The sequence below is a fragment of the Paenibacillus sp. FSL R10-2788 genome, from assembly GCF_038003885.1.
Lineage (GTDB): Bacteria > Bacillota > Bacilli > Paenibacillales > Paenibacillaceae > Paenibacillus_AQ > Paenibacillus_AQ odorifer.
The window spans coordinates 521,785-546,765 of the sequence record NZ_JBBOQA010000001.1 but is presented as its reverse complement, the minus strand read 5'-3'; the positions used below and the strand labels follow the sequence as shown (position 1 = coordinate 546,765).

General features: G+C 44.3%; 16 protein-coding genes, 1 tRNA gene and 2 riboswitches. Of the genes, 11 read left to right on the top strand and 6 right to left on the bottom strand.

Going from position 1 to position 24,981, the window contains the following annotated elements; all coding sequences use genetic code 11:
* Positions 1-138: 138 nt before the first annotated feature.
* Positions 139-2,094: a choice-of-anchor A family protein gene (locus tag NSQ50_RS02420; protein ID WP_340949262.1), complete on the bottom strand. Its 1,956-nt coding sequence runs from the start codon at positions 2,092-2,094 to the stop codon at positions 139-141.
* A gap of 108 nt (positions 2,095-2,202) precedes the next feature.
* Positions 2,203-2,293: riboswitch (cyclic di-GMP riboswitch) on the bottom strand.
* Between the two features lie 390 nt (positions 2,294-2,683).
* On the opposite strand from NSQ50_RS02420, the gene NSQ50_RS02415 reads away from it, so the two are divergent.
* The gene (locus tag NSQ50_RS02415; protein ID WP_143760486.1) at positions 2,684-3,181 is read left to right on the top strand and encodes a hypothetical protein; all 498 of its coding nucleotides are present in this window, start codon (positions 2,684-2,686) and stop codon (positions 3,179-3,181) included.
* Between the two features lie 196 nt (positions 3,182-3,377).
* Here the strand turns inward: NSQ50_RS02415 and NSQ50_RS02410 are convergent, their stop codons facing one another.
* The gene (locus NSQ50_RS02410; RefSeq protein WP_076179467.1) at positions 3,378-3,791 is read right to left on the bottom strand and encodes an ASCH domain-containing protein; all 414 of its coding nucleotides are present in this window, start codon (positions 3,789-3,791) and stop codon (positions 3,378-3,380) included.
* 327 nt (positions 3,792-4,118) lie between these two features.
* On the opposite strand from NSQ50_RS02410, the gene NSQ50_RS02405 reads away from it, so the two are divergent.
* The 4 genes from NSQ50_RS02405 to NSQ50_RS02390 all read left to right on the top strand — a co-directional run bounded on the left by NSQ50_RS02405 (position 4,119) and on the right by NSQ50_RS02390 (position 6,434).
* Positions 4,119-4,532, top strand: a complete 414-nt coding sequence (locus tag NSQ50_RS02405; protein WP_076223419.1) for a MarR family winged helix-turn-helix transcriptional regulator — start codon at positions 4,119-4,121, stop codon at positions 4,530-4,532.
* 13 nt (positions 4,533-4,545) lie between these two features.
* The gene (locus NSQ50_RS02400) at positions 4,546-5,367 is read left to right on the top strand and encodes an SDR family oxidoreductase (RefSeq protein WP_036682566.1); all 822 of its coding nucleotides are present in this window, start codon (positions 4,546-4,548) and stop codon (positions 5,365-5,367) included.
* Positions 5,368-5,558: 191 nt separating this feature from the next.
* Entirely contained in the window at positions 5,559-5,903 is a 345-nt protein-coding gene (locus NSQ50_RS02395; protein ID WP_076223421.1) for a DUF3221 domain-containing protein, read from the top strand.
* 315 nt (positions 5,904-6,218) lie between these two features.
* A complete protein-coding gene (locus tag NSQ50_RS02390) occupies positions 6,219-6,434 on the top strand; it encodes a hypothetical protein (protein WP_038568499.1) in 216 nt (71 codons plus the stop codon).
* A gap of 277 nt (positions 6,435-6,711) precedes the next feature.
* On the opposite strand, the gene NSQ50_RS02385 is transcribed toward NSQ50_RS02390, so the two are convergent.
* From NSQ50_RS02385 to NSQ50_RS02375, 3 genes are all read right to left on the bottom strand, one after another.
* Entirely contained in the window at positions 6,712-7,515 is an 804-nt protein-coding gene (locus NSQ50_RS02385; protein ID WP_038568497.1) for an undecaprenyl-diphosphate phosphatase, read from the bottom strand.
* A gap of 722 nt (positions 7,516-8,237) precedes the next feature.
* Positions 8,238-8,309 (bottom strand) — tRNA-Thr (locus tag NSQ50_RS02380).
* A gap of 94 nt (positions 8,310-8,403) precedes the next feature.
* Positions 8,404-8,712, bottom strand: a complete 309-nt coding sequence (locus tag NSQ50_RS02375; RefSeq protein ID WP_036682575.1) for an MTH1187 family thiamine-binding protein — start codon at positions 8,710-8,712, stop codon at positions 8,404-8,406.
* Between the two features lie 378 nt (positions 8,713-9,090).
* Positions 9,091-9,325: riboswitch (cobalamin riboswitch) on the top strand.
* 242 nt (positions 9,326-9,567) lie between these two features.
* Here NSQ50_RS02375 and NSQ50_RS02370 point away from each other — a divergent pair.
* From NSQ50_RS02370 to NSQ50_RS02355, 4 genes are all read left to right on the top strand, one after another.
* Entirely contained in the window at positions 9,568-11,553 is a 1,986-nt protein-coding gene (locus tag NSQ50_RS02370) for an anaerobic ribonucleoside triphosphate reductase (RefSeq protein ID WP_076103867.1), read from the top strand.
* Entirely contained in the window at positions 11,550-12,065 is a 516-nt protein-coding gene (gene nrdG / locus NSQ50_RS02365) for an anaerobic ribonucleoside-triphosphate reductase activating protein (protein WP_036682580.1), read from the top strand. The genes NSQ50_RS02370 and nrdG overlap by 4 nt, the downstream gene beginning before the upstream one ends.
* A 55-nt stretch (positions 12,066-12,120) precedes the next feature.
* Positions 12,121-14,454 (top strand): ribonucleoside-diphosphate reductase subunit alpha, encoded by a 2,334-nt coding sequence (locus NSQ50_RS02360; RefSeq protein ID WP_036682582.1) that lies wholly within the window; start codon positions 12,121-12,123, stop codon positions 14,452-14,454.
* Positions 14,455-14,739: 285 nt separating this feature from the next.
* Positions 14,740-15,771 (top strand): ribonucleotide-diphosphate reductase subunit beta, encoded by a 1,032-nt coding sequence (locus tag NSQ50_RS02355; RefSeq protein ID WP_036682584.1) that lies wholly within the window; start codon positions 14,740-14,742, stop codon positions 15,769-15,771.
* 181 nt (positions 15,772-15,952) lie between these two features.
* Here the strand turns inward: NSQ50_RS02355 and ssuE are convergent, their stop codons facing one another.
* Positions 15,953-16,501 (bottom strand): NADPH-dependent FMN reductase, encoded by a 549-nt coding sequence (ssuE, locus tag NSQ50_RS02350; protein WP_036682586.1) that lies wholly within the window; start codon positions 16,499-16,501, stop codon positions 15,953-15,955.
* A 401-nt stretch (positions 16,502-16,902) separates the two neighbouring features.
* On the opposite strand from ssuE, the gene serS reads away from it, so the two are divergent.
* On the top strand, positions 16,903-18,189 hold the full coding sequence (gene serS, locus NSQ50_RS02345; protein WP_036682588.1) for a serine--tRNA ligase: 1,287 nt from the start codon (positions 16,903-16,905) through the stop codon (positions 18,187-18,189).
* Between the two features lie 418 nt (positions 18,190-18,607).
* Positions 18,608-24,898 carry a 5'-nucleotidase C-terminal domain-containing protein gene (locus tag NSQ50_RS02340; RefSeq protein ID WP_076223424.1) on the top strand — a complete coding sequence of 2,097 codons (6,291 nt, stop codon included), beginning with the start codon at positions 18,608-18,610 and terminating at the stop codon, positions 24,896-24,898.
* The last annotated feature ends 83 nt before the right edge of the window (positions 24,899-24,981 follow it).

The window sequence follows — 24,981 nt, the reverse complement described above, 5'->3', positions numbered from 1 at the left end:
CATCCCCTCTTCATTTCTTTTGCAACAAGAGTATACCATCTACTTAGAATGCACCAAACTATCGCAATCATGACATACAAATAGAGCCGCCATCGGGACACCCCCCGAAAGCGACTCTATGTTGTGCTCTACCGTTTATTATTTATTCTTTTTGGAGAACTTGGTTCTCATTAATAATCCGATAAGTGCAAAACCTAAACCTGCTACATAGTAAGGTGCAGGACTTGATTCACCCGTTTTTGGCAATTCCTTCACAGGTGGCTTACCTAATGGGATCGTATCGTCCACTACGATGATTTCATCAGGTGTTGGTGTTGGCGTTGGTGTCACTGCCGGTACCGGGCCTAATGGGATCTCATCATCATCAACAAGTACTTCTGTGCTATTCGACGGTGTTGGTACTGGCGCTGGTGTCGGCGAAGCTACAGGCCCAAGCGGCACAGGATCTTCTGCAAGAACTATAGTGCCAATTACGGATGATGGCGTTGGTGTCGGGAACACCGAAGTCTCTGGTGTCGACGTTGGTGTTGCTTCTGGTGTTACTGTCGGTGTCGGTGTTGCTTCAGGCGTTACCGTCGGTGTCGGTGTTACCTCTGGCGTTACCGTCGGTGTCGGTGTTACCTCTGGCGTTACCGTCGGTGTCGGTGTTGCTTCTGGTGTTACCGTCGGTGTCGGTGTTGCTTCTGGCGTTGGCGTTGGTGTCGGCGTCACTGTTGGCGTCGGCGTTGGTGTTGGCGTCGGCGTTGGTGTCACTGTTGGCGTTGGCGTCGGCGTTGGTGTCACTGTTGGCGTTGGCGTCGGCGTTGGTGTCACTGTTGGCGTTGGCGTCGGCGTTGGTGTCACTGTCGGCGTCGGTGTTGGCGTTGGTGTCACTGTCGGCGTCGGTGTTGGCGTCGGCGTCGGCGTTGGTGTCACTGTCGGCGTCGGTGTTGGCGTCGGCGTCGGCGTTGGTGTCACTGTCGGCGTCGGTGTCGGCGTTGGTGTCACTGTCGGCGTCGGTGTTGGCGTCGGCGTCGGCGTCGGCGTTGGCGTCGGCGTCGGCGTTGGTGTCACTGTCGGCGTTGGCGTTGGCGTTGGTGTCACTGTCGGCGTTGGCGTTGGTGTCACTGTTGGCGTTGGCGTTGGTGTCACTGTTGGCGTTGGCGTTGGTGTCACTGTTGGCGTTGGCGTTGGTGTCACTGTTGGCGTTGGCGTTGGTGTCACTGTTGGCGTTGGTGTCGGCGTTGGTCCAGGTTCATCACCATCGTATGGATAGTGGTGAAATTCACCACCACCAGTCCCTTTGAGTGAAGCCGCCACTAAAGTACCGTTAATCTGACCATTAATAAAATCAACATGAGCATAGGGGGCAAGTATGCTTCCCATTACACCTATGCCTGCCATATCAAGATACGCAGCTTGGCTAAAGTTAAGCAAAATTTTCTTGCTGTTCAACACGTTATTAGGTAGAAATCCGAAGTTTTTCATTTTTACGTTAGAACCATCAATATTAATAATTGCTGTAGATCCTGAAGGAACATTTATTGTAATTCCATAGGTATTAGAGACGTTATCTCCTGGAACATTAAAAACATTGACCGCAGGATCTGTACCTGTCAGGGTAAGACTGCCATATTGGTACACTGTTGTTCCATTCGCCGGCAATGCTGCAAGTTCTGCTGATTTGTCCTTCAAAGACTGACCTACGGCTGAAAAGTCAATCGTACTCCCCTGTCTTTTTGTACCTCCCTTGAGGAGCGTTACATTCCCTGAAAAATCTCCCCCGTGCACGATATTCCCATAAACAGTACCTCCGTTGAAAGTAAGATTCCCTCCAACAACAAGTGTGTCAGTCAAGGAAACCTCAGCAGCGGTCAACCTATCTCCAACACTATAGTTGGTTAAGTTAACGTTACCTCCAGCAGCAAACCTTCCTTCCGTATCCGAAACCGTTGTTATATCCCCTAGAATAAACACGTTGTAGACCCCTGCAATTCCCAATGTAGAAGAACTACTAGCTCCAGCAACTCCAGCTCCTAATGAGGAAAGCCCACTACCTACCGTCAAAATCCCAGCTAATACAAGCGAGAGTAACGGTCTTATTCTTCTTTTCAAATGGCACACCTCCTAAAACTATGATTTATATTAATCAGAATAATTACCAGAAACTCTAAAGGACCTAACAACAAAAAAGACCGCCAAAAAGAAGTGGAATTCCCTTCTCATGGCAGTCGGACGGTCATTGTGCCTTTAAGACACTTTAGACTCCTGGACTTTGCGTCCCGCCCTTTCAGACGGTTTGCTATTATCATGACTATATATATGTATTACACTGCAAGTCCAGAACTGGTAGCCGAAGCATTCTCTCCAATAACCGTCTATGACTTTTAATACTTTTTGAATTAATAACAGTTTAGCGCCCGACACCCACAATTGTCAATCAATTCCTTTCGATGATCCCCCTCATTATTACCATACAAAAAAAGCGCCTAAAGGCGCTTCGCATAAGGTTTTTCATTAAATTTTAAAGTAACTGTATATAGCCCAATATGGATATCCATAAGGGAACACTCAGAATTAAACCAAAAAAAAATCCACGCTGGAGGCTGCCCTCTTTTTCCATCATAATTCTCCTTTATGTGCGTCCGATACATTAATTTTTATTATTACAATTTTAATATAATTTATTCTTCGTTATTTAGTTGTGAATTTAATCACATTGGATAAGCTGTTTAGAAATACCATTGATTATTTTTGGAATGTCGGGGTAGAATACGAATATACGTTCCTATTAGAGGTGATGAGATTCATGCATAGAGCAGAAAGCAGGGACAACATGCTGGTGAAATCTTATTTATTGCTTCCGATGATTTTATCAGCTTTCGAACGGGACTCCGCCATTTTATCTACACACTTACGAACACCCGCCCCTTATCTGGAGGTGCTTGGAACAGCTGCTGCAGTAGCTACAACAGATCTAAGGGATGTTCGTGCAGAAATGAGAAGACGGGGAATCAAGGTGTATGAGCAAAACAGACTTAATACGGGAATTGAAGCCAAGTATATATGTCGTGGCTATCACGAACGAATGCTGCTGTTGAATGACATTGTTGCGGCTCAGGCTGCCATCCATATGCGCAGATACCTAGGGCTGGATATTTCCTCTTTTAAGAGTTACGAAGAACAGTTTCAAATTAAATAAAGCTGTATAGAAGCCGCTCTACTCTCCCCCCATCAATTAGCGAACAAAAAAATAGGCCTTACCATGGGAGTTGGCAAGACCTGAGAGAGATATACCACAAAACACTGGGGGGTGTTTGGTGTCTTCAATATATACCTCGAACCTGAAAAAAAGCTGATAGGCACATAAAAATTACATTAAAAATATCATTCGCCGTTCAGAAGTGATTAGAGTGCTCCCACAAGCTTAGCCGACCTTTAGCTGGAATTGGATGGCTTAATGGATGAACCCCTTCAAGCTTCCAGGCAAACCGTCCTTCGCTATAGTCGCCAAAATCATATTCGTTCCCATTGATCCATTCCCTTAAATCCACCTCTGGAGTAACCACATAACATCCCGCGAGCTGACCTGTAGCAATAATAGCTCCTGTCGGCAAATTATTTGCTGTATAGCCATGTTTCGCCAATACTGATTTGTACGGTTCCTGTTCACAAATCTTTTTGTCAATCCTCATTCCGGCATGAATGCCTAACTCGCCGCGGTAGGCTGTTCTCCATGAACGAGTTTCAAACTCTTTTTCACCAAGAGCAATTAAGGTCGCCCAAGGCTGCCGTATTGTTATACACCGCATGATATCTATCCCCTTTGTTTATGTTGGACGTTTGTCACGGATGTCACGGATCTCGATCTCGCGTTGTGTAATCTTGCTCTCCTAGACTTGATAAATAATCCCAACCGTTTGGTCGATACTCATTTCCATGATTGATCGCCTCTAAAAATAAGAACATTCATTTTTATTATATACAAACAAAAGTTCTAAATATCAATATTATTGACATTCACCTGTAACTCCCCACAATTTAAACAAATAAAATAATTAAAATTGATAAAGGAGAATATAGTTTGTATACTAATCAAGTAGTTAGTGTGCAAACTATTTAAAGAGAGGAATTAATTTATGGACAACCCAGGACAGTTATTAATAAGAGTAAGTCTTGAAATGAAAAAAAGCTTAACAAAAAAACTTTCACTTTATAATGTAACAGCTCCTCAATGGGCAGTATTAAAAGATATATCTATTCATTTAGAAGGAACAACTCCAGCTATGATTGCAGAGCGAACTTACTCGGATCGCCCTACAATAACGGGTATACTCGAGCGACTTAAAGCAAAAGGACTTCTGGACATTAGAGATAATCCAAATGATAAACGATCAAATCTTGTATTTATTACAGATTCGGGAATGATAATTAAGAGTCAAATAGAAGTTCTTAGTGACGAAATCATGGATAACGCACTTAAAAATATTTCTGAACAAGAAATGTCCACGTTTATGAACGTGCTTAAAATGATCTATTTAAATATTAGTTAGGGAAGTGAGACTTATGATTCTAATCACAGGGGCAACCGGTAATGTAGGACGTGAAGTGGTTAACGAACTAAGGAAAAGTGAAACACCTTTTAAAATTGCCTCCCATCGAAAAGACAGTGAGTATGTTTATTTTGATTTTGAAAATGCTGATTCTTTTCGTCCAGCGTTAACAGGAGTGAAAAAATTATTTTTACTGCGCCCTCCTCATATAGCTGACGCAAAAAAATATTTCCAACCCCTCATAGATATCGCAAAGGAAGTCGGAGTTGAACACATTGTGTTTCTATCTCTATTGGGCGTAGAGAAAAACCCAATTGTTCCACACCATAAAATTGAAAAAATCATTAAAAAATCAGGAATTCCATATACTTTTTTACGCCCAAGTTTCTTCATGCAAAACTTAATTTCTCAACATGGGGAAGAGCTACGTAAAGAAAAGGAGATCTATGTACCCGCAGGAAAAGGCAAGACTAGCTTTATCGATGTTCGTGATATCGGTACTGTAACAGCTAGAATCCTAACTGAGAATGGTCATGAAAATAAAGGTTACTCGTTAACGGGAACTGAAGCGCTAGATTACTATGAAGTAGCTGAAATTTTATCTGAAGAGCTAGGAGAAACAATCAAATATGTTAATCCATCAGTTCTTCAGTTTAGAGATAAAATGTTAACAAAAGGAATTCAAAAAGAATTTGTGACTGTTATGATTGGAATTTACTTCACTGCAAAAATTGGATTAGCCAAAAAAATCACGCCCGATTTACAAATATTACTTGGTAAAAGACCCATTACATTCAAAGAATTTGCACATGACTATAAGTACGAATTAGTTTAATCATGGTGGTTTTTTGGCTAAACCATCAGGAAGCATTTCAGGATACATTGTTACTGCCGCGTGCGAGGGGAATCAATAAAGGTCGTCATAATGGATATGCTGCTGTTTATTCTTATATTGGTAATGTACAAAATGCTATGCCTGTGCAACCGATTTTAAACTGATGTCGTAACCACTAGAGGGGAAGGTCCATGATTCAAAAACCACGTACTACTATTAAATGGACTCTTATTTTTATTTTTTTGTTATTAGTCACCGCCTGTAGTAAGAATGATGAAGTTTTGAAAGGAATTGTACACACAATAGATGTAGAAAATAAAAGAATTTTAGTAATTTCCGAATTAAAAGAAGAAGACTTGAACAAGGAATACAAGGAGGTGCTCGAATCTAATGAGTACTCTCAAGCCATTTGGGTAAATAAAGTTGCACCTTCTAAATATAAAAAAGGCGATGAGATTAAAGTATTTTTTGAAGTAAGTGATGATTCATTCCCTGCACAAGTTACCGCCAAAAAAATCACCAAAATCAAGAATTGAGCAAAAAGAATAGAATCTACTATAAAGAAGCGGCTTCTCCAAAGGGACGGCGCTTCTTTGTGTAGATTTAAGGAGAAATCCATATTTATAAATGCACTCTGTGCAAAAAAGTGACCCCACCACTTTCGGCAGGGTCTAGATCTATTTTATAAGGGGGTTATGTGATTACTATAATCCTCTTAGCTTAAATAAGTATGAAGCCCGTCTAAAGATTTGCTGAAATATTATTATTTTTATCGAAACCGATCAAATATAGTAACGTATCAATCTTAATTTTCAAATTACTACATATACAAAATGGAGGTGTGTATAAAGATGAAAATACTCAGTCTATTGCTTGTAGCATTGTCTTCCATTGGAGTAGTTGCCACATTCGGGTTTTCAACATTCAGCTTAATCACAGGAATTATAGGAGGGCTTATTGCAGCATTTGCAATTTCAGGCTACTTGCAGTCTGTCAGACGTGATTACCCCAATGAGAGCTATGAGAATAAACAAGTTAAGTATCAATCGAACTATAATACTTGGTAAGCAAAAGCCCCACCTTAAACTGGTGGGGTTTTTCATATTCCCAAACACTTGTAAAATCACTTTGTGATATTAATGGTAGAAGAAACAAACGAGGGATAATGGCTAGCTGTAGAAGTGCTTTCACCGAAAATTCATTCCTTAGTTCATAGACTACTTGAGCTTTGTCTTGTTTGGTGATTTCCCCTTGTTTTGAACCTCTAGTTTAATCTGTGCAGGATATGATGTATAGCCCTTTTTAAAAGCTTCTTTCCCATGATGTTCATATTGATTAATCCAATTACTGTATGACAATTAAATAGAAGAGAGCCGCTAAAACAAACCGGTATAGAGCAAACCACTCCAATCGAAGTCGCTTAATCAGTTTGATGAACGTCACTACTGCAATCATTGCCACAAGAAAGGATGTCGCAAAGCCAATTAACATTAGAAGTAAATCGTCAGAACTCAGCAAATCACGACTATCGTACAAATCCAACAAGCTTGCACCAAACATAACTGGCACAGAAATAAGGAATGTAAAATCTGCGGCGGCTTTTTGGCTAGTGCCAAGCAACAGGCCACCTGAAATTGTCGAACCTGATCTCGAAAATCCCGGCCATAACGCCAAGCATTGGAACAGACCAATTCCGAAAGCCTGTTTATAATTAATCCCATCGATAGTATCAGCGGTTTCAGTCCGCCTATTTCGCGCTGCAATGATCATCAACACGCCACCAACAACTAGACCGATCAAAACAGGGGTTGGGCCAAATAATTGGCTTTTTATTGTGTCCTTGAAGAGAAGATATAGGATTAATGCTGGTAACATAGCCAAAATCATATGAATGACATTTAATCCTTTGCTTTTGGAAAAATCCATTCTAATCATATTAACCCCAATTTCCAAATACCTTTTCCAATAAAGAATTAGAACTGCCATCACTGCACCCAACTGAATAACAATTTTAAAAGTTATTGCAGCATCTCCCTCAAAGCTAAGCAAATCGCCTGCTAAAATAAGGTGTCCAGTAGATGATACTGGTAAAAATTCAGTTAAGCCCTCTATTATGCCAAGTATTATTGCTTTAATTACGTCAGTCATCAGTGGATTGTCCCCTTTCGGAAATAAAATCATTTAATTTCCAGTATAAGGGAGACACGTAAACTTCCCCATCGATTAACCTAACAATATTCAATTCAGAATGACATAATTGTCACATTGCTCATTATTTCAGTCTTAAGGGGGCTTTGGTTTGCAAAACACAAAATATTAAGTATAATGTTACTGTCGAAACGCTAAGGCGTCTGTACAGGATGGCTACCTGGCACTGATGATGGCAGGCCAAGCGCTTTATAAAGTTTTCTTTATGTGTATTTATACTTTAGGAGCGTGGTTATCTATGAAAATTAATATTACCGCACATTTTAACATTGATATTACTTTATCTCTTCATCTGTTAGCCGTAGCCAGTCTTGCTTATGAACTCAGTTCACTGACGAGCTCGTGAAATTCGAGCGAAAAGTATCTGTACTAAGACACCTTGTGGTGTCTTTTTTATTTTTATAGTAATTACCATCTAACCGATCTGCCCCCGCAAGAAAAAAGCAGCTTATGCTGCTCCTCCTCCACCATCCTTCATTCTGATTGCTGTCAGCTTGCGACACGCCTTCCATCTGCTCGACAGTGACCACTAGTCATACCGTTTTCATTAGCTATTTCGCCATGTCTTATCTTTTAGAAGAATGTTAGAAGCCAGGGGATTTAATGAAAAATGACGCGGTCCCGAACCCTCGGAAATCCGCGCCACATATGGTTTTTTGGGATGCTGGTGAAGGGAATTGAACCCCCGGCCTACGCATTACGAGTGCGTTGCTCTACCCCTGAGCTACACCAGCTTAAAGCTGATTTTTCTGTCAAACAAAAAATATTATACAACTTTCAGCCAGAAACGCAAGCCTATTTCTCCCTGTTTTCCGCCCTCCTAAACTGCTAATCCACCTGTAGCTTACGCTCCACAGACTCTAACTTTCCACGGCTAGTGGAGGGTTTATCGCGGCGGTCGTCTATTTTAAGTGAGGTAGAGACACGTTCTGCACCTGCGGCAAAAGGAGACTCATGCAAAGCTTCTACCGCGGCAAAAATGCGTTGCAGAGGCCCTTCGATGATCGTCCCCATGGACGTAAGTTCATATGTAATCCCTTCTACTGTCTTCAGCACCCGCTGCATATCCGCAACATAGCTGCTAAGACTGGTACTGCCTGTTCCAATTGGAATAACTGTAACTTCAGCAATAGGCATGAGAATACCTCCTCGAAATTTTATAGTACCCATCTTCTTCCATTGTAACAATTCCACCGCTCTGTCACAAACTAAGCAAGATTATCCTCCCTTATCTCTTCTATTTCTTCTGATTACTCCAAAATATGACTTTGGGCTAAGAGTATTTTCTCATGCGCAAATTCTAGGGTCATCTGCACTATATTTATGGACTCTTTGTGGCATCTTTTCGGACAATTTATGAATCATTTCGAATCTCCCTGTGGATCAATTGTGGATTACTTATGGACAGCCTGTGGATCATTTGTGGAGTACTTTTAAAGAACCCGCTCCCCGCGCGGGTTTTCTAAAAAACTGTTTACAAACACAACATCTTGGGTTATTTTTATCTAACGACAACAAAATATAGTGGAGACAGGCGCTTTGATCCTTAACCGGATTTAGAGCTTAATAGGGAAGCGCGGTGAGAATCCGCTGCGGTCCCGCCACTGTAACCGGATGGCCTTCTTAAGCTTCTGGGAAGCTTGAGAATCCACATCTCCCGGCAGATGCCACTGAGGGTTAGGAACACCCTTGGGAAGGCGCCGAGAGATCCCACGGAAGCCAGGAGACCTACCTGTTTCGACGACACCAACTATTGATGCCTGCGAGGAACAGGGATGGTGTCCGCATGCGGTCATCTACGTAGAGACCTCTGCAAATATCCGTGTGGATATTTACATAACGCATCGGGCATTTTCTGCCATCCTCGGGTAGGGGATGCTTTTTTTATGTAATCAGAACAAATATACGACTGCTTATGGTAGTCCAACTTCCTATGGATATATGGATTTGATGATAGATGTTTTTCTTTTATACTGAGAGGAGAGCTGTACAATGACGTTGTTGGAGAGACAATTTAATGGAGTAGAAAATGCACGGGAAGTTCTTTTAGAAGAGCTCATTGATTTAGGCCGGGATATTATCGACAGTCGGGATATGGACCTATTGCGCGAGAATGCCAATTTGAATGGAGAGAGTTTCTCCGGTAAAATGAGCAAGTTCGGCAGTGAATATTCAAAATGGTACGCCCGCAATTTTACGATGCCGCCGCAGCTAGTGCAGGCTATTGATGACAATGTCGTCTATGTGCATGATCTGGATCAATACGCGATTGGAACGACGAACTGTATTTTTATCCCGTTTGATAAACTTCTCCGTGAAGGTTTCAATACCGGCAACGGCAGCGTTCGTCCTCCGAACTCAATAATGACTGCTATGTCTCTGGTAGCGATTATTTTCCAATCCCAGCAAAATGCTCAATATGGTGGTGTATCCGCCAATAAACTCGACTATGATCTGGCACCTTATGTAACCAAATCCTTCGCCAAGCTGTTCCGCAAGGGTCTGGATTATTTTGAAGAAGGACAAGCTGATGAATCTTTGGGCGAGATTACGATGAGCCGGACCGATCTGGCGGAGTTATATCCAAGAGCGTTCCGTTTTGCACTAAAGGAAACCGAAATCGAAACCCTGCAAGCGGCTGAAAGTATGGTACATAATCTGAATACCATGTCCAGCCGATCCGGTGGACAAATACCGTTTACCAGCATCAACTACGGTACTTGTACTTCACCAGAAGGTCAGCTTGTGATCAGTTCTCTGCTAACAGCAACTATGAACGGACTTGGCAGCGGAGAAACACCAGTGTTCCCGATTCAAATCTTCAAATGCAAGCAAGGAATCAATCAACAACAAGGCGATCCTAACTATGAACTGTTCCTAAAAGCGGCTGAATGTTCTGCGCGCAGACTATATCCAAACTTCGCTAATCTGGACGCTCCGCTCAACTTGCAGTATTATGATCCAAGTGATCCTGATACGGAGTTCGCTACAATGGGCTGCCGAACCCGAGTGCTCGGTGACCGTTTTGGTCGTAATCATTGCTCTGGAAAGGGCAACCTTTCCTTTAATACACTGAATCTGGTTCGGCTAGGTCTGGCACACGGCACAGTAACAGGCAGACGTACCGTCGCAGACGAAGCTGGCTTCTATGAAGATCTAAATCATTATATGGATATTGCGCTGGAAGGACTTCTTCATCGGTTCCACATTCAAACCGCACAAAAAGCTAAAGCTTCCGATTTCATGATGCGAGAAGGCGTCTGGGAAGGCGGCGAGCATCTTGCACCTGATGACACTGTAGGCGATCTGCTAAAGCATGGCAGTCTGTCTCTTGGCTTCATCGGTATGGCGGAATGTATGAAAGCTATGTACGGCAAACACCATGGCGAGGATATGGAAGTTCATGCCAAGGCGCTGGCTATTGTGCGTCATATGCGGGACTATTGCGATCGGAAAAGTGAGGAACTGGATCTCAACATCACTCTGTTCGCAACTCCAGCAGAAGGTTTGTCCGGTAAATTCACAAAAGTTGACCGCAAGGTACTGGGTTCCATTCCGGGCGTAACTGACCGTGAATATTATACGAACTCTTTTCACATCCCTGTATACTTCGATCTGGGTGCTGCTCAGAAGATCAGCTTGGAAGCTCCTTTCCATGAATATTGCAATGCCGGGGCTATTTCTTATGTCGAATTAAACGGCAATGCACGCAACAACCCATCGGCTTTTATCAAAATTATTAAATATGCGCTCGAACAACAGGTCAGCTATTTCAGCATTAACCATCCGATTGACCGCTGCTCCAGCTGTGGATACGAAGGCGTAATTGGGACAAACTGTCCTTCCTGCAACGCACATGAGAATGACGTGCACATCCGCCGTTTGCGCAGAGTTACAGGTTATTTAACCGGCGACTATCAGACCCGCTTTAATGCCGCCAAACAAGCTGAAGTACGGGATCGCGTTAAGCATCTATGAATATTTGCGGTTACTATCCGGAGTCGATTAACGAGGGAGAGGGCATGCGGGCCGTCCTCTTTCTCAGCGGCTGCCGCCATCGTTGCCCGGGATGTTTTAATCCCGAGACATGGAACTTTAAATATGGAGAAGTCTTCACCTTAGAACGACAACATGAAATTATTGCAGAAATCGCCGCTAACCCTTTGCTGGATGGTCTGACACTGGCAGGCGGCGATCCTTTTTTCTCAGCAGAAGAGTTGCTGGGGTTCATTCATGAGCTTCGCGCTGTACTGCCAGGCTTCTCAATCTGGATTTACAGTGGTTATACGTACGAAGAACTTACAGCCCTTCCCGGTACGCCGGAATGGGATCTACTTAAGCAGTGTCAGGTGTTAATAGATGGAAGATTTGTAGAAGAACTGAAAGATACTACGCTTCTCTACCGGGGAAGCTCCAACCAACGCATTATCGACATTCCGGCCAGCATGAACGGCTCGGAGGTCTTTCTGTGGCAGCCTGCTGCGCTATAATATATCAATTTTTGATATTGAAAATTAATTTGAAATAAGAAGGGATGAACTAACCATGCCGCAATTCGTAGTAAAACCGGATAATCGCCAACTGGCTTTTGATGAGAACCGTCTTTCCGTCTACGCTGACCGTATTCTGGAAGGTCTCGATCAACTAAATAAAGAAACTTTGCTGCGTGGAGTGAATTCCAAACTGCGTCGTGACTCGGTAAGCGGAGAAGAAATCAGCAACGCCTTCACCATGAGCGCTCTAGAGCTTGTAACAAAAGAAGAGCCTACCTGGAAGTTCGCAGCTGCCCGCGCCCTTCTGACAACCCTTTATAAAAAAGCTGCCGTTCATCGCCGCTACAAAGCTTATCCAGAAGAGCCTTACGGTGAATTGTATCCACTAATTACGGATCTCGTGAAAAAAGGAATCTATCGCGAAGAACTTCTAAGTCATTACACCAAAGAACAAATTATCGAACTAGGTGGGTGTATCGATTATACACGCGACCTTTTGTTTGACTATATCGGTCTGCTTACGCTATCCGACCGTTATTTGGCGCATGATTTTGACGGCCGTGTGATGGAGCTTCCACAAGAACGTTATATGATTATTGCCATGTACCTGATGCACCGTGAGCCAGCTGAGAAACGTCTTGAGCTTGTAAAAGAAGCTTATTGGGCTATGAGCAACATCTACATGACTGCTGCTACACCTACAATGTCCAATGCCGGCAAAAAGGTCGCTGGACAACTATCCAGCTGCTTTATTGATACTGTAGACGATTCCCTAGAGGGTATCTTTGACTCCAATACAGACGTAGCACGTCTAAGCAAAATGGGTGGCGGCATCGGCGTTTACCTTGGAAAAGTACGGGCACGTGGTTCGGATATCCGTGGCCACAAGAACACAAGCTCCGGCGTAATCCCTTGGATTCGCCAGTTGAACAATACAGCAGTCAGCGTAGACCAGTTGGGCACACGTAAAGGTGCTGTAGCTGTTTATCTTGATGTATTCCATAAAGATATTCTCGCTTTCCTCGATCTTAAGCTGAACAACGGTGACGAGCGCATGCGTGCACATGACGTGTTCCATGGCGTCTCCCTGCCTGACCTGTTCATGGAAGCTGTAGAATCGCGCAGCCATTGGAACCTCTTCTGCCCTCATGAGGTGAAAAAGGTCATGGGCTGGACAGATAAAAATGGCCGTCCACTAGGATTGGAAGATTTCTACGATGAAGAGCTTGGCAAAGGTACTTTCCGTGAAAAATATGCTGAAGCTACAGCGAACCTGGAATTATCCCGGATCACTGTTCCTGCGATCGACATCATGAAACGGATTATGAAATCACAGCTAGAAACAGGTACACCGTACATGTTCTACCGCGATACCGTGAACCGGACTAACCCAAACCGTCATCAAGGTATGGTTTTCTCCTCCAACCTGTGTACAGAAATTATGCAGAATCAGTCTGCAACAGTTATTGAGCAAGAAGAATTAGTAACTAAAGATGGCCAGACCCGTATCGTTATTTCCAAAATCCCTGGCGACTTCGTAGTCTGCAACCTGAATTCGATTCACTTAGCACGGGCGATTCCAGCTGGCGTATTAGAAAGACTTGTTCCGATCCAAGTTCGTATGCTTGATAACGTAATCGACATTAATAATATTGAAGTTCTGCAGGCACAATACACGAACAGCCAGTACCGCGCAGTAGGTCTCGGCACATTCGGCCTGCATCACCTATTGGCACTCAAGGGCATTCGTTGGGAATCCGATGAAGCCGTAGAATATAACAATCATTTATATGAACATATCAACTACCTGTTGGTTCGTTCGAGCATGGAGCTTGCCCGTGAAAAAGGCCGTTATCCGAAATTTGCTGGATCCGATTGGGAGACTGGCGCATACTTCACTTCCCGCGGTTATGTTAGCGGTGAGCAAGAAGGTAAATATGTAACGACTGAGCAATGGCGCGAGCTGCAAGAAGAAGTAGCTAAGGACGGCGTACGTAACGCTTGGATGTTCGCCATTGCGCCGAATGGATCTACATCGATTATTGCCGGCTCCACCGCCAGCATTGATCCGCTGTATGAACTGCTTTCCTATGAAGAAAAAACAACTTATAAGATTGCTAACCCAGCACCGGATCTGTCCGACAAAACGATCTGGTACTATAAGACAGCATTTACGATTGACCAAAACTGGTCGATCCGCATGGCTTCTGCTCGCCAGCGTCACGTCGATCAAGGCCAAAGCTTCAACCTGTATGTCCGTCCTGACATCAAGGCTACCGAGTTCCTGGAACTGCATCTGAATGCCTGGAAGGGCGGCTTGAAATCAACTTATTATGTGCGTAGCCGTGCTTTGACTATAGAAGAGTGTGAATCTTGCGCTAGCTAATTATCTTAGTGCCCTGAATAGAAAAACGATGATGAATTTCGTAACTGCGAGGAATGTTTGGGCTTCCGGCCGCTGTTGTCATCAGAGGTCTTGATCTTTACCGCTATTAGCGGATGACATCCGATGACAGCATATGCTTTCGATGCGAGCTTTCCTACGGAAAGCTTTCGGGCGAACGCTGACGCTCCTACAGCTCCAAACTTCCTCTCCGTTACTCCATCACCGTCTTTCTATGAACAAGACACCAAAGAAAGATTACCCGCGCAAAAAATGGAGGGATAAGAAATGCAATTACAAAAGATTTTTAATACTGAAGCACCTAATCAATCCACACGAATTATCGACGGTGAATGCTCAGGTATTCTGAACTGGAACGATATTCGCATGCCTCATATGTACAAGCTGTATAAGGTGCTGCTGCTTAATCACTGGATCGCGGATGAAATTCCAATGTCCAAGGATGCGCAACAATTCCCGATGCTGGATGCCGAGGAACAACGCGTATTTAAGATTAATATCTCCCTACTCGCTGTGCTGGATTCGATGCAGACGATGTTCGTGAGCGACGTGAAGCGTTATTTCACCGATTCCTCTTTGGAAGCTATCTCCGCTATTATCGGGCAGCAAGAAGTGGTGCATAACCAATCCTATTCCTATGTTCTATCCTCTATCGTGTCGGAGAGTGAGCAGAAGGAAATTTTTGAATATTGGAAAAAAGACCCTGTCCTGCTGGAACGCAATCAGTTTATCTCTGATATTTATCAAGAGTTCCGTGATAACCCTACGAGACAGACCTTTTTCCATGCGCTGGTAGCAGATCTCATCTTGGAAGGGATTTTCTTCTACAGCACTTTCGCCTTCTTCTACAATCTGGCCCGTGACCAGAAGATGATGGCGACCAGCCAAATGATCTCTTATATTCAACGTGACGAGAATCAGCACTGCTACTTCTTCGCAGAAGTATTTAAGCAGCTGCTCGTAGACTTCCCTGAGCTGAACACCAAAGAAAACATGGATTACGTATACCGTACCATCGACCGCGCGGTAGAGCTCGAAACCAACTGGGCTTACTACACACTTACTAACGTGCGTGGCATTGATCTTAACGAGCTTAGCGACTACATCAAATATACAGCGAACAAACGTCTGACTTTGATGGGTATGGAAAAAGCTTACCAAGGTGTTGACGTTAACTGTATGCCTTGGATCAAACCTTTCTCCGATGATGCGCTTAATGCTACCAAAACTGACTTCTTCGAAGCCAAGTCCCGCAACTACGGTAAGGTTGGCGACGATAACGGATTCGACGATTTGTAAGACCGGATATATAACGAGCCCTATATATAAAAAGAGGCCATTCTCTACTTTCACAGTGAGATGGCCTTTTTGCTATAGCTTATATAATGCAAAAAGCGCCCCTCTCCCCTGGTATCAGGGATGAAAGAGACGCTTATACATTTGTTATTAGCACTAAGCACAGAAGGCTTGCTACTTAGTCTTATGCCTTGCGTTCCACACGATGTGTAGTTTCTTCAGCAAGCTCATCTAATGCATCGTTCAGGCGCAGCTTCAGCTCCTCAGCAAGCTCTACCACTCCGTGATCATTACGAACCACTTGAGAATCCACGGCATAAACGCCGCCAAGAATGTAACGTGCGCCCAGTACGGACAACACAGGTTTCAATGCGTAATCAATTGTGAGCAGATGTGCAAGACTGCCGCCCATGAACAGCGGGAGTACAACTTTTCCGGCCAATCCCTTTTGTGGAACCAGATCTAAAAAGGTCTTCAGCACACCTGTATAAGAAGCTTTATAAACCGGGCTAACCACGATTACCGCATCAGCTTCCGCTACAAGGCCATTGGCTTTGACGATAGACTCACTTTCAAACTTAGTGTGAATCAAATCCTCCGCGGGTAGTTCTGCTACGTTAATACGCTCAACCTCGAAGCCCTGATTGGTTAAGCTGGCCTCCGCATATTCTATAGCTGCATTGATACGCGATACCAGGGAAGGCGTTCCGTTAATCACAACAATTTTAGCCACTTTTCCACCTCTTCCATCCCACTTAAGCAGCTCAAACTGCTTTATTTATTATCCCGACAAAATTACTTTAAATTAATACTAATCCTAACGTAGAATTGATATTTTTGTCAAACCATAACCACTTGCGCTCCTCCCGCTCTTAAGTTATACTAAGCAACAATATTAAATCCAACAATCAGGCCAATGATCGGCATCCAACCGTGAGGCGTCTGCGACCGGAGTCTACAACAACTCCCTAAGTTCACCGGGTTTCGCCCGTTACCGCGAAGACCAAAGAGGGTCGGATTGTTCCTGCAGTTAAGGAGATTCGATCAACCTGGGTGGCACCGCGAGCTGACGCTCCTCGTCCCATGGATGAGGGCGTTTTTTGCGTTTTTTTAACCAAAAAGGAGCGAAACGGTATGCTGGATATGAACTGGATCAAAGACAATCAGGAACTTGTAAGAAACATTACGGCTTGGAAAAGAGTCGACTTCCCACTGGATGAACTGCTGGAATGGGATGAGAAACGGCGCGAATTGCGCCAAGATACGGAACAGTTGAGAGCCCAGCGTAACGGCCTGACCAAAGAGGTTGAACGACTTTTACGACAGGGTGACAGCGTGGCAGGAGAAGCAGTTAAAGAACAAGTAAGAGAACTGAACAACCGCCTGAATCTCTATGAGGCAGATCTAACTGAAGCAGACCGGCGCTGTGGAGAACTCATGCTGCTCGCACCAAACCCTGTATCGCAGGATACACCGATCGGCCATGATGATAAAGATAATGTAGAGCTGCGACGGACTGGAACGTTGCCGGAATTCGGCTTTACACCGCGTGATCATGTGGAGCTAGGCGAGCTCCACGATATCATCGATATCCCCCGTGGCGTCAAAGCAGGCGGTCCACGCAGCTATGTGCTGAAGGGTGCAGGCTTGTTGTTACATCTGGCTGTACAGCGGCTGGCCATTGATGTACTTACGGCCCGCGGGTTCACGGTGATGGATGTTCCCGTGATTGTCCGTCCGGAAGCGCTGGAACGTACGGGCTTCTTCCCCGGCGGGATGGATCAGACCTATGAGCTAAACGGAGACAATCGCTGGCTGGTAGGCACATCGGAGGTGTCGCTTGTTTCGCTGTATAGCGATGAGATTGTCGAACTGGATTCGCCAATGCGGCTCGCCGGAATGTCGGCCTGCTTCCGCCGTGAGGTAGGATCGGCGGGACGGGACGTGCGTGGCCTGTACCGTGTTCATCAATTCTCAAAAATTGAACAAGTTATCGTGTGTCGGAATGATGAGGGCGTATCGGAGGGCATGCTGCAGGAGATTCTTGCGAATGCAGAGCATATTCTACAGCTCTTGGAACTCCCCTATCGGATCATGGCTGTCTGCACAGGAGATATGTCCCTGAAGACACATAAGCAGTATGACATCGAGACTTGGATGCCAAGCAGAGATGCATACGGAGAGACACACTCGGCTTCCAACCTGCTCGATTTCCAGGCTCGTCGCTCGGGCATTCGTTACCGGGATACAGACGGTAAGCTGCAATACTGCCACACCTTAAATAACACCGCAGTGGCTACACCAAGGATCCTAATTCCGCTGCTGGAGAATCATCAACTGGAGGATGGATCCATTTACATTCCGCAGGCACTGCGTAAATATATGGATGGAATTGAACGGCTTGAGCTTCCGCACCAGTAATACTGTGTTGTCCAAATAGATTTTAAATTAATAATGCCCTTCCACTTCTCGATAAGAAGCTGGAGGGGCATTATTTTAGTTCCGATACATTCTATATAATTCTAATCTCTATTGTTTTCCCTATGTAAAAATTAACAAAACTCTAGAATAAATTTGTCGTAATCCATACTGAATTCAACAATATACATAACATGCAATTAACATGTTGGTGCTCTATTAACCATAAAAATACTAGATTTATTATTAATATTGTATTTATGCACTGTTTTTATACTAAAATCACAACATTTCAATTTTTAGATTTAATTGATGCAAACTTTAATTTATATTCATGTAAGACAACCTTTCATTTTACATTTGAATGCTAAGATTTAATAGGTTGTAAATAAAAGATTCGAGGGGAGAATGACTTATCCAAATGATTATTTCTTCAAGAGTAAGAAAATGGTTCGCTACTGGACTGGCAATGTTAATGGTTGCCGGCAGTGTGTTACCAGCTGTCCAGACTGCCGAGGCAGCACCGGATAATAGCAACATTGTTATCTCGCAGGTCTATGGTGGTGGTGGAAACGGCGGAGCGGAGTTTAAAAATGATTTTATTGAATTATACAATCCTACGAATCATCCAGTAGATTTGACTGGATGGAAAGTTCGGTATACCTCAGCGGCCGGAACCTTTAGTAGTGGAACAGACTTAAATGGAACTATCCCGGCAAATGGATACTTCCTTATTGAGGAGGCCGCTGGAGCTGGAGGAACTAGCGACTTGCCTGCTCCTGATGTTAGCAAGGGAATCCTTGCTATGAGTGGTACAAACGGCAAAGTCGACCTCGTTGATAAATCAGGTACAACGATTGATTTAGTTGGCTACGGAACAGCCACAAATGTCGAGGGAAGTGCGACCGCTGCTCTCTCTAATACGACAGCCGCTATCCGTAAAGCTGCGGCTAATGCACCGGCAGACAGCCGCGGTCTAGATATGGATAACAACTCTACGGATTTTGTTGTCCAAGCACCAAGTCCACGAAACAGCAGCTACGGTACATTACCTGAATTACCGGAGACTGCTAGTTCCGTATTAGCTTCACCAGCCTCTAATGCCTGGCCGGTAGGCACAGAAATATCTTTAAATTCTCCAACGGTTGGAGCATCCGTCTACGCAGCTGTTTATGGATCAGGTGGTTCAACTAATTTTCAACCTTACACAGGGCCTATTACCTTAACTGAGGACACTACGATTAAAGCGTATGCTTCAGAACCAAATATGCCAGACAGCCCTGTATCGACTTTTGATTACACGATTCTGGCCAAAACAGATGTTGCAACAGCACGCCTTGCTAGTAAAGGTCAGAATATTTTAACAGAAGGTATCGTAACTCACATTAATGCAGCAAAAATGTATATTCAGGATGAATCCGGCGGGATCGTACTTTATGGATTTCCAGAGTTCGCAAACGTTGGAGATCGTGTTGAAGTAAGCGGCACAATGGATATCTACAGCAATCTGCAAGAAATCAAATTCCAAAGTGGACTTCAATACAATGTAGCTGCACAAAATGTTGGGGTGCCTGCACCAAAATTGATCACCGCAACCGACTTGTCTGCCGCGAACGGCGAAAGCCACGAAGCTCAGCTGGTAACTATGAATAATGTGACCATAGACAATGTAAATGGCAGCACGGTGACTGCTAGCCAAGGTGGACAACAATTCACAATTTTTTCAACCCTGCCTAAACTAGTTAAGGGTAAAACCTTTGACAATATCACTGGGGTTATCGAGCAATATAATACGACTTATCAGTTCATTCCACTTAACGAAAATGCTTTGGTGGAAGAAACTTTTTCCGTTATGGCCAGCCCTGGCGCAGGTCGCATCATCAAAGGAAGTTCTGTGACCCTTTCCAGCCCTACTCTTGGAGCACAGATTTACTACACGACCAACGGAACTGAACCAACAACAGCAAGTAAACTTTATTCAGATCCGATTACAGTTAATCAAGATCTTACCGTCAATGCAATTGTCGTAGCAGATGGCAAGACAAGTAAGGTTTATACCTTTGCTTATAAAGCGTCTGAACTCCCTCGTATACATGATATTCAAGGAGAATCTCATGCTTCTGAGTATACAGGTCAGAACGTTTCTGATGTAGAAGGCATCGTTACCCAATACGGGTACACCTTTGCAACTGGCGCTTATAGAGGTTTCTTTATGCAAGATCCTCAGCCAGACGATAATGTAAACACTTCGGAAGGTATTTTTGTATACAGCACTAATTCATCCCTTAAACCTCAAATTGGAGATTTAGTCCAAGTTAGTGGAGCTATTTCCGAATACAACGAAGGTAACGCAAGTAATTTAACCTCTACTCAAATTACTATGACTTCAATAAAAGTGGACTCCTCTTCAAGTTATACTGTGCCGGTGCCTGTTGTACTTGGTAAAGGCGGGAGAGCAATTCCGTCTACCATAATTGACAATGACGGCATGGCTAATTTTGAGCCTAATGAAGATGCAATTGATTTCTACGAATCGTTAGAAGGTATGCTAGTCAAGCTCCCTACCCCTACGATTATCAGTCCTTATTGGACAAGTGGTAGCGGAAATTCTATGCTCTATAACATCCCTACAAGAGTAGAAAATGATACACCTGATGTCATCACACCAGCTGGTGGATTAGTTCTCAAAGAATACAACCAATACAATCCTCAGCGCCTCATCATCGCTTACGGAAATCCGGGTCAAGAAGTCATCACCGGAGATAAGTTCGCTGGAGATGTTACTGGTGTCATCGGATACAACAACGGTAACTTCAAAGTGATTCCGGAAAACGGTAAGCTTCCAGCCATCACTCCAAGTACCTTTAAGCAAGAAACAACTACTCTTGAAGTCAATGATAGTAAGTTGTTGATTGCATCGTATAACATTGAAAACTTCTACCCCGGTGTCGGAGCAACAAAAATCCAGAAACTAGCCGACTCCATCACAAACAATATGAAAAAACCTGACATTATCGGCGTTGTCGAAATGCAGGACAGCAATGGTGAAACCAATAATGGAATCACTGAAGCAAGTGCAGCCGAACTGATTAAAGCCATTGAAACCGCTGGCGGTCCTGTATATAAATACACAGACATCGCTCCGGAGAACAATATGGATGGCGGTGCCCCAGGCGGAAACATTCGCGTAGGATTCCTGTACAATCCAGCAAGAGTACAGCTTGCAGACAGTGTGAGCGGACAAAAAGGTACAGCTACACAACCCGTTGGATATAATGCAGCGGCAGATCAATTGACCTACAATCCGGGCCGAATTGATCCAACAAACTCTGCCTTTGCAAGTTCACGTAAACCCCTTGCTGCACAGTTCGTATTCGGTGGCGAAACAGTAATTGTGATCGCTAACCATTTCAATTCAAAAGGCGGCGATACCGGTCCTTTCGGAAACGTTCAGCCCCCTGTATTGTCCAGTGAAACACAGCGCCATAAAATCGCGGCGGTCGTAAACGGATTTGTCAAAGAGGTTCTGACTGCAAATCCTAAAGCCAACATCGTAGCTCTTGGTGATTTGAATGACTTCCAATTCACTAAAACTGCAACCCTCTTAAAAGGTACAGAACTAGACAATTTGATCGATACATTGCCTTTAAATGAGCAGTATACGTACACCTATGACGGAAACTCTCAAGTGCTAGATCATATTCTTGTCAGTAAAAATCTAACGGCTTCTTCTAAAGTAGATGTCGTTCATCTAAATGCCGACTTCTCACCATCGAATGGCCGGGTATCCGATCATGATGCGGTTTTGGCACAGATTGATTTTAATACTGCTGAAGACTTCCCACTAACCATTCTGCACACCAATGATACACACGCAGGATTAGATACTGTCAGCTCGCCAAACAACATCTTGCGCCGTGTAACAGCAATCCAAGATGCCAAGGCGACTACAGAGAATCCTATTCTTGTAGACGCAGGTGATGTGTTCTCCGGAACACTTTACTTCAATAAGTATCTGGGTCAAGCAGATCTGGCCTTTATGAATCTGGTCAAATATGATGCTATGACTTTCGGTAATCATGAATTTGATAAAGACTCTGATGTATTATCCAAATTCATCGGCAACGCTAAGTTCCCATTCGTCTCCTCCAACGTGAACTTCTCAGCGGATGATATTCTTAGCAAAATGTTCACCAATGAAATCGGCCGGTCAGGTAATGCTGGAACCATCTACCCTGCGCTGATCAAAGAAGTAGACGGCCAACAGGTCGGCATCATGGGTCTGACGACAGAAGACACGGCGAACATTGCTTCACCAGGTAAAGTGACCTTTGAGAATGCCTTCGCTAAAGCGGAAGCAACGGTCGCTATGCTTGAAAAAGAGAATGTTAACAAGATCATTGTTCTCTCACACCTTGGCTACGAAGAAGATCTCAAGTTAGCCAAAGCTGTTAACGGCATTGATATTATCGTTGGGGGGCACAGCCACACGCAACTGAATCAAGCCGTTGTTGATAACAGCGATCCTAACGCACCGAAGCTTATTGTACAGACCGGTGAAAAAGGTCTTTTCCTTGGACAACTTGAAGTTAAATTTAACCAAGATGGCGTACTGACCGATTGGAAAGATCAATTAATCTCCATCGATGCTAAAAACGGCACTAACTACGTTATCGCCGAGGACCCAGAAGCCAAAAAGATCCTGGATACGGAGTATAAGCCGGGTATTCAAGAACTAACCAATGAGGTAGTAGGAAATTCAGAGGTTGTTCTAAACGGCGTTCGCGATAATGTGCGCACAAAGGAAACTAATCTTGGTAACCTGATTGCCGATGGCATGCTTTATGCAGCTCAAAAAGCGGGCACTAATGCCGTAATCGCCCTGCAAAACGGTGGCGGTATTCGCGAATCCATCAACGAAGGACCGATCACACAAGGCGAAGTACTCGGCGTACTTCCATTCAACAACGATCTGGTTACGATCACTTTGACTGGACAAGAAATTAAGGATGCCATGGAGAACGGGGTTTCCAAAACGCCGGCAGCAGACGGACGTTTCCCACACGTTGCAGGGTTGAAATTCTATTACGACTCTACGAAACCTGTGAACGAACGTGTACTGCGTATTGAAGTGAAAAACGGGGATAAATACGTCCCTCTGGATCTGAACGCATCCTACGAAGTAGCTACGAATGCTTTCACAGCTAAGGGTGGAGATTTCTATACTTCACTTGAAAAGGCCTATAAAGAAGGTCGCGTGAATCTGCTGTACCTACCGGACTTTGATGTATTTACGAAGTATCTGCAGAAGGTTGGAACGGTCACTGCGAACACTTCCGCCGTTGAGGGCCGGATTGTTGATCTAAAAGGTGCACCACTGCCGGAGACAAATCCAACTCCGACACCAGACCCAACACCAGTACCAACACCAGATCCAACTTCAGTGCCTACATCAGTACCAACATCGGCTCCAACAGTACCAACCGCTACAGCTACACCATCACCAACTGTTGCTCCAACTGCGGCACCAATTGCTTCAGCACAAGTAACAACAATTAATGCTGCTGATCTAACCAAACAACTTGCTGAACTGCCAGCGGGTAGCCAAGAGCTGGTTATTCCGGTTAAAGCTACTACAGGCGGCGCTCAAGTAGTGCTTCCAGGCAGTGTGCTTGTAAAACAAGCAGCAGCACAGCCTAACACAGTTCTTACCTTTACTACTGATGGCGCTTCTTATTCCTTGCCACTCCGTGTTGTAAACAGCGCAGCACTTGCCGCTCAATTAGGCACCAGCGACTTTACAATTACGGTATCTATTCTACTAGCGAATTCGGGAACACTAAGCAGCACAAACCAAGCTATCGCATCACAGCTAGGTAATGCTACTTTAGCTGCTCCAGTAATCGAATTCAGCGTTTCAGCGCAAGCCGGAAGTAAGAGTGTGCCGCTGAACAATTTCGGCAGTACTTACGTGAAGCGCACGATCAATGTACCTGCCGTCTTAAATTCAAATAATGCAACGGCAGTGGTCTTTGATCCTGCTTCAGGTAAGATCTCTTTCGTACCTGCTATCTTTGTTCCTAAAGCAGATGGAACAACGGATGTTACGATTAAACGGAACAGCAACAGCTACTACACCGTTGTTAAGTCTTCCAAAACGTTCGCAGATATTAACGGACACTGGGCTAAATCATCCATTGATCTGTTAGCTTCCAAGCTGATCGTCAGCGGAACAAGCAACGATACGTTCTCTCCTTCACAGTCGATCACACGTGCTGAGTTCGCCGCATTAATTACGCGTTCTCTGGGACTTGCGACAGGTAATGGTGAGACCACATTTAAAGATGTAAACTCAAGTGCTTGGTATGCTGATGCTATACGCACCGCAGCAGAAGCCGGATTGATTTCCGGTTATACCGATGGCAGCTTTAAGCCGGGTAGCCCAATCACTCGTCAGGAAATGGCCTCGGTATTAGCAAAAGCCATCAAGTACACAGGTAAAACCTTAAATGCCGATCCTGCGGCACTGGCTAAATTCAGTGACGCAGCAAGCATTCCTGCTTGGTCTCAAGCAGCAGTAGCAGAAATCGCTGCTGAGGGCATTATCCAAGGAGCAACGGACGGTTCCTTTGCTCCACAGAAGCTGGCAACTCGTGCCGAAGCGGTTACGATGCTGGAGAAGACATTGAAATCTCTCCAGTTTATCAACTAGCAAAAACTGATCTCCAGCTCTGAAGACAAAAAGGCGGTTCCCCGAGTGCGTAACGCACCCGAGGAACCGCCTTTTTTAATAAA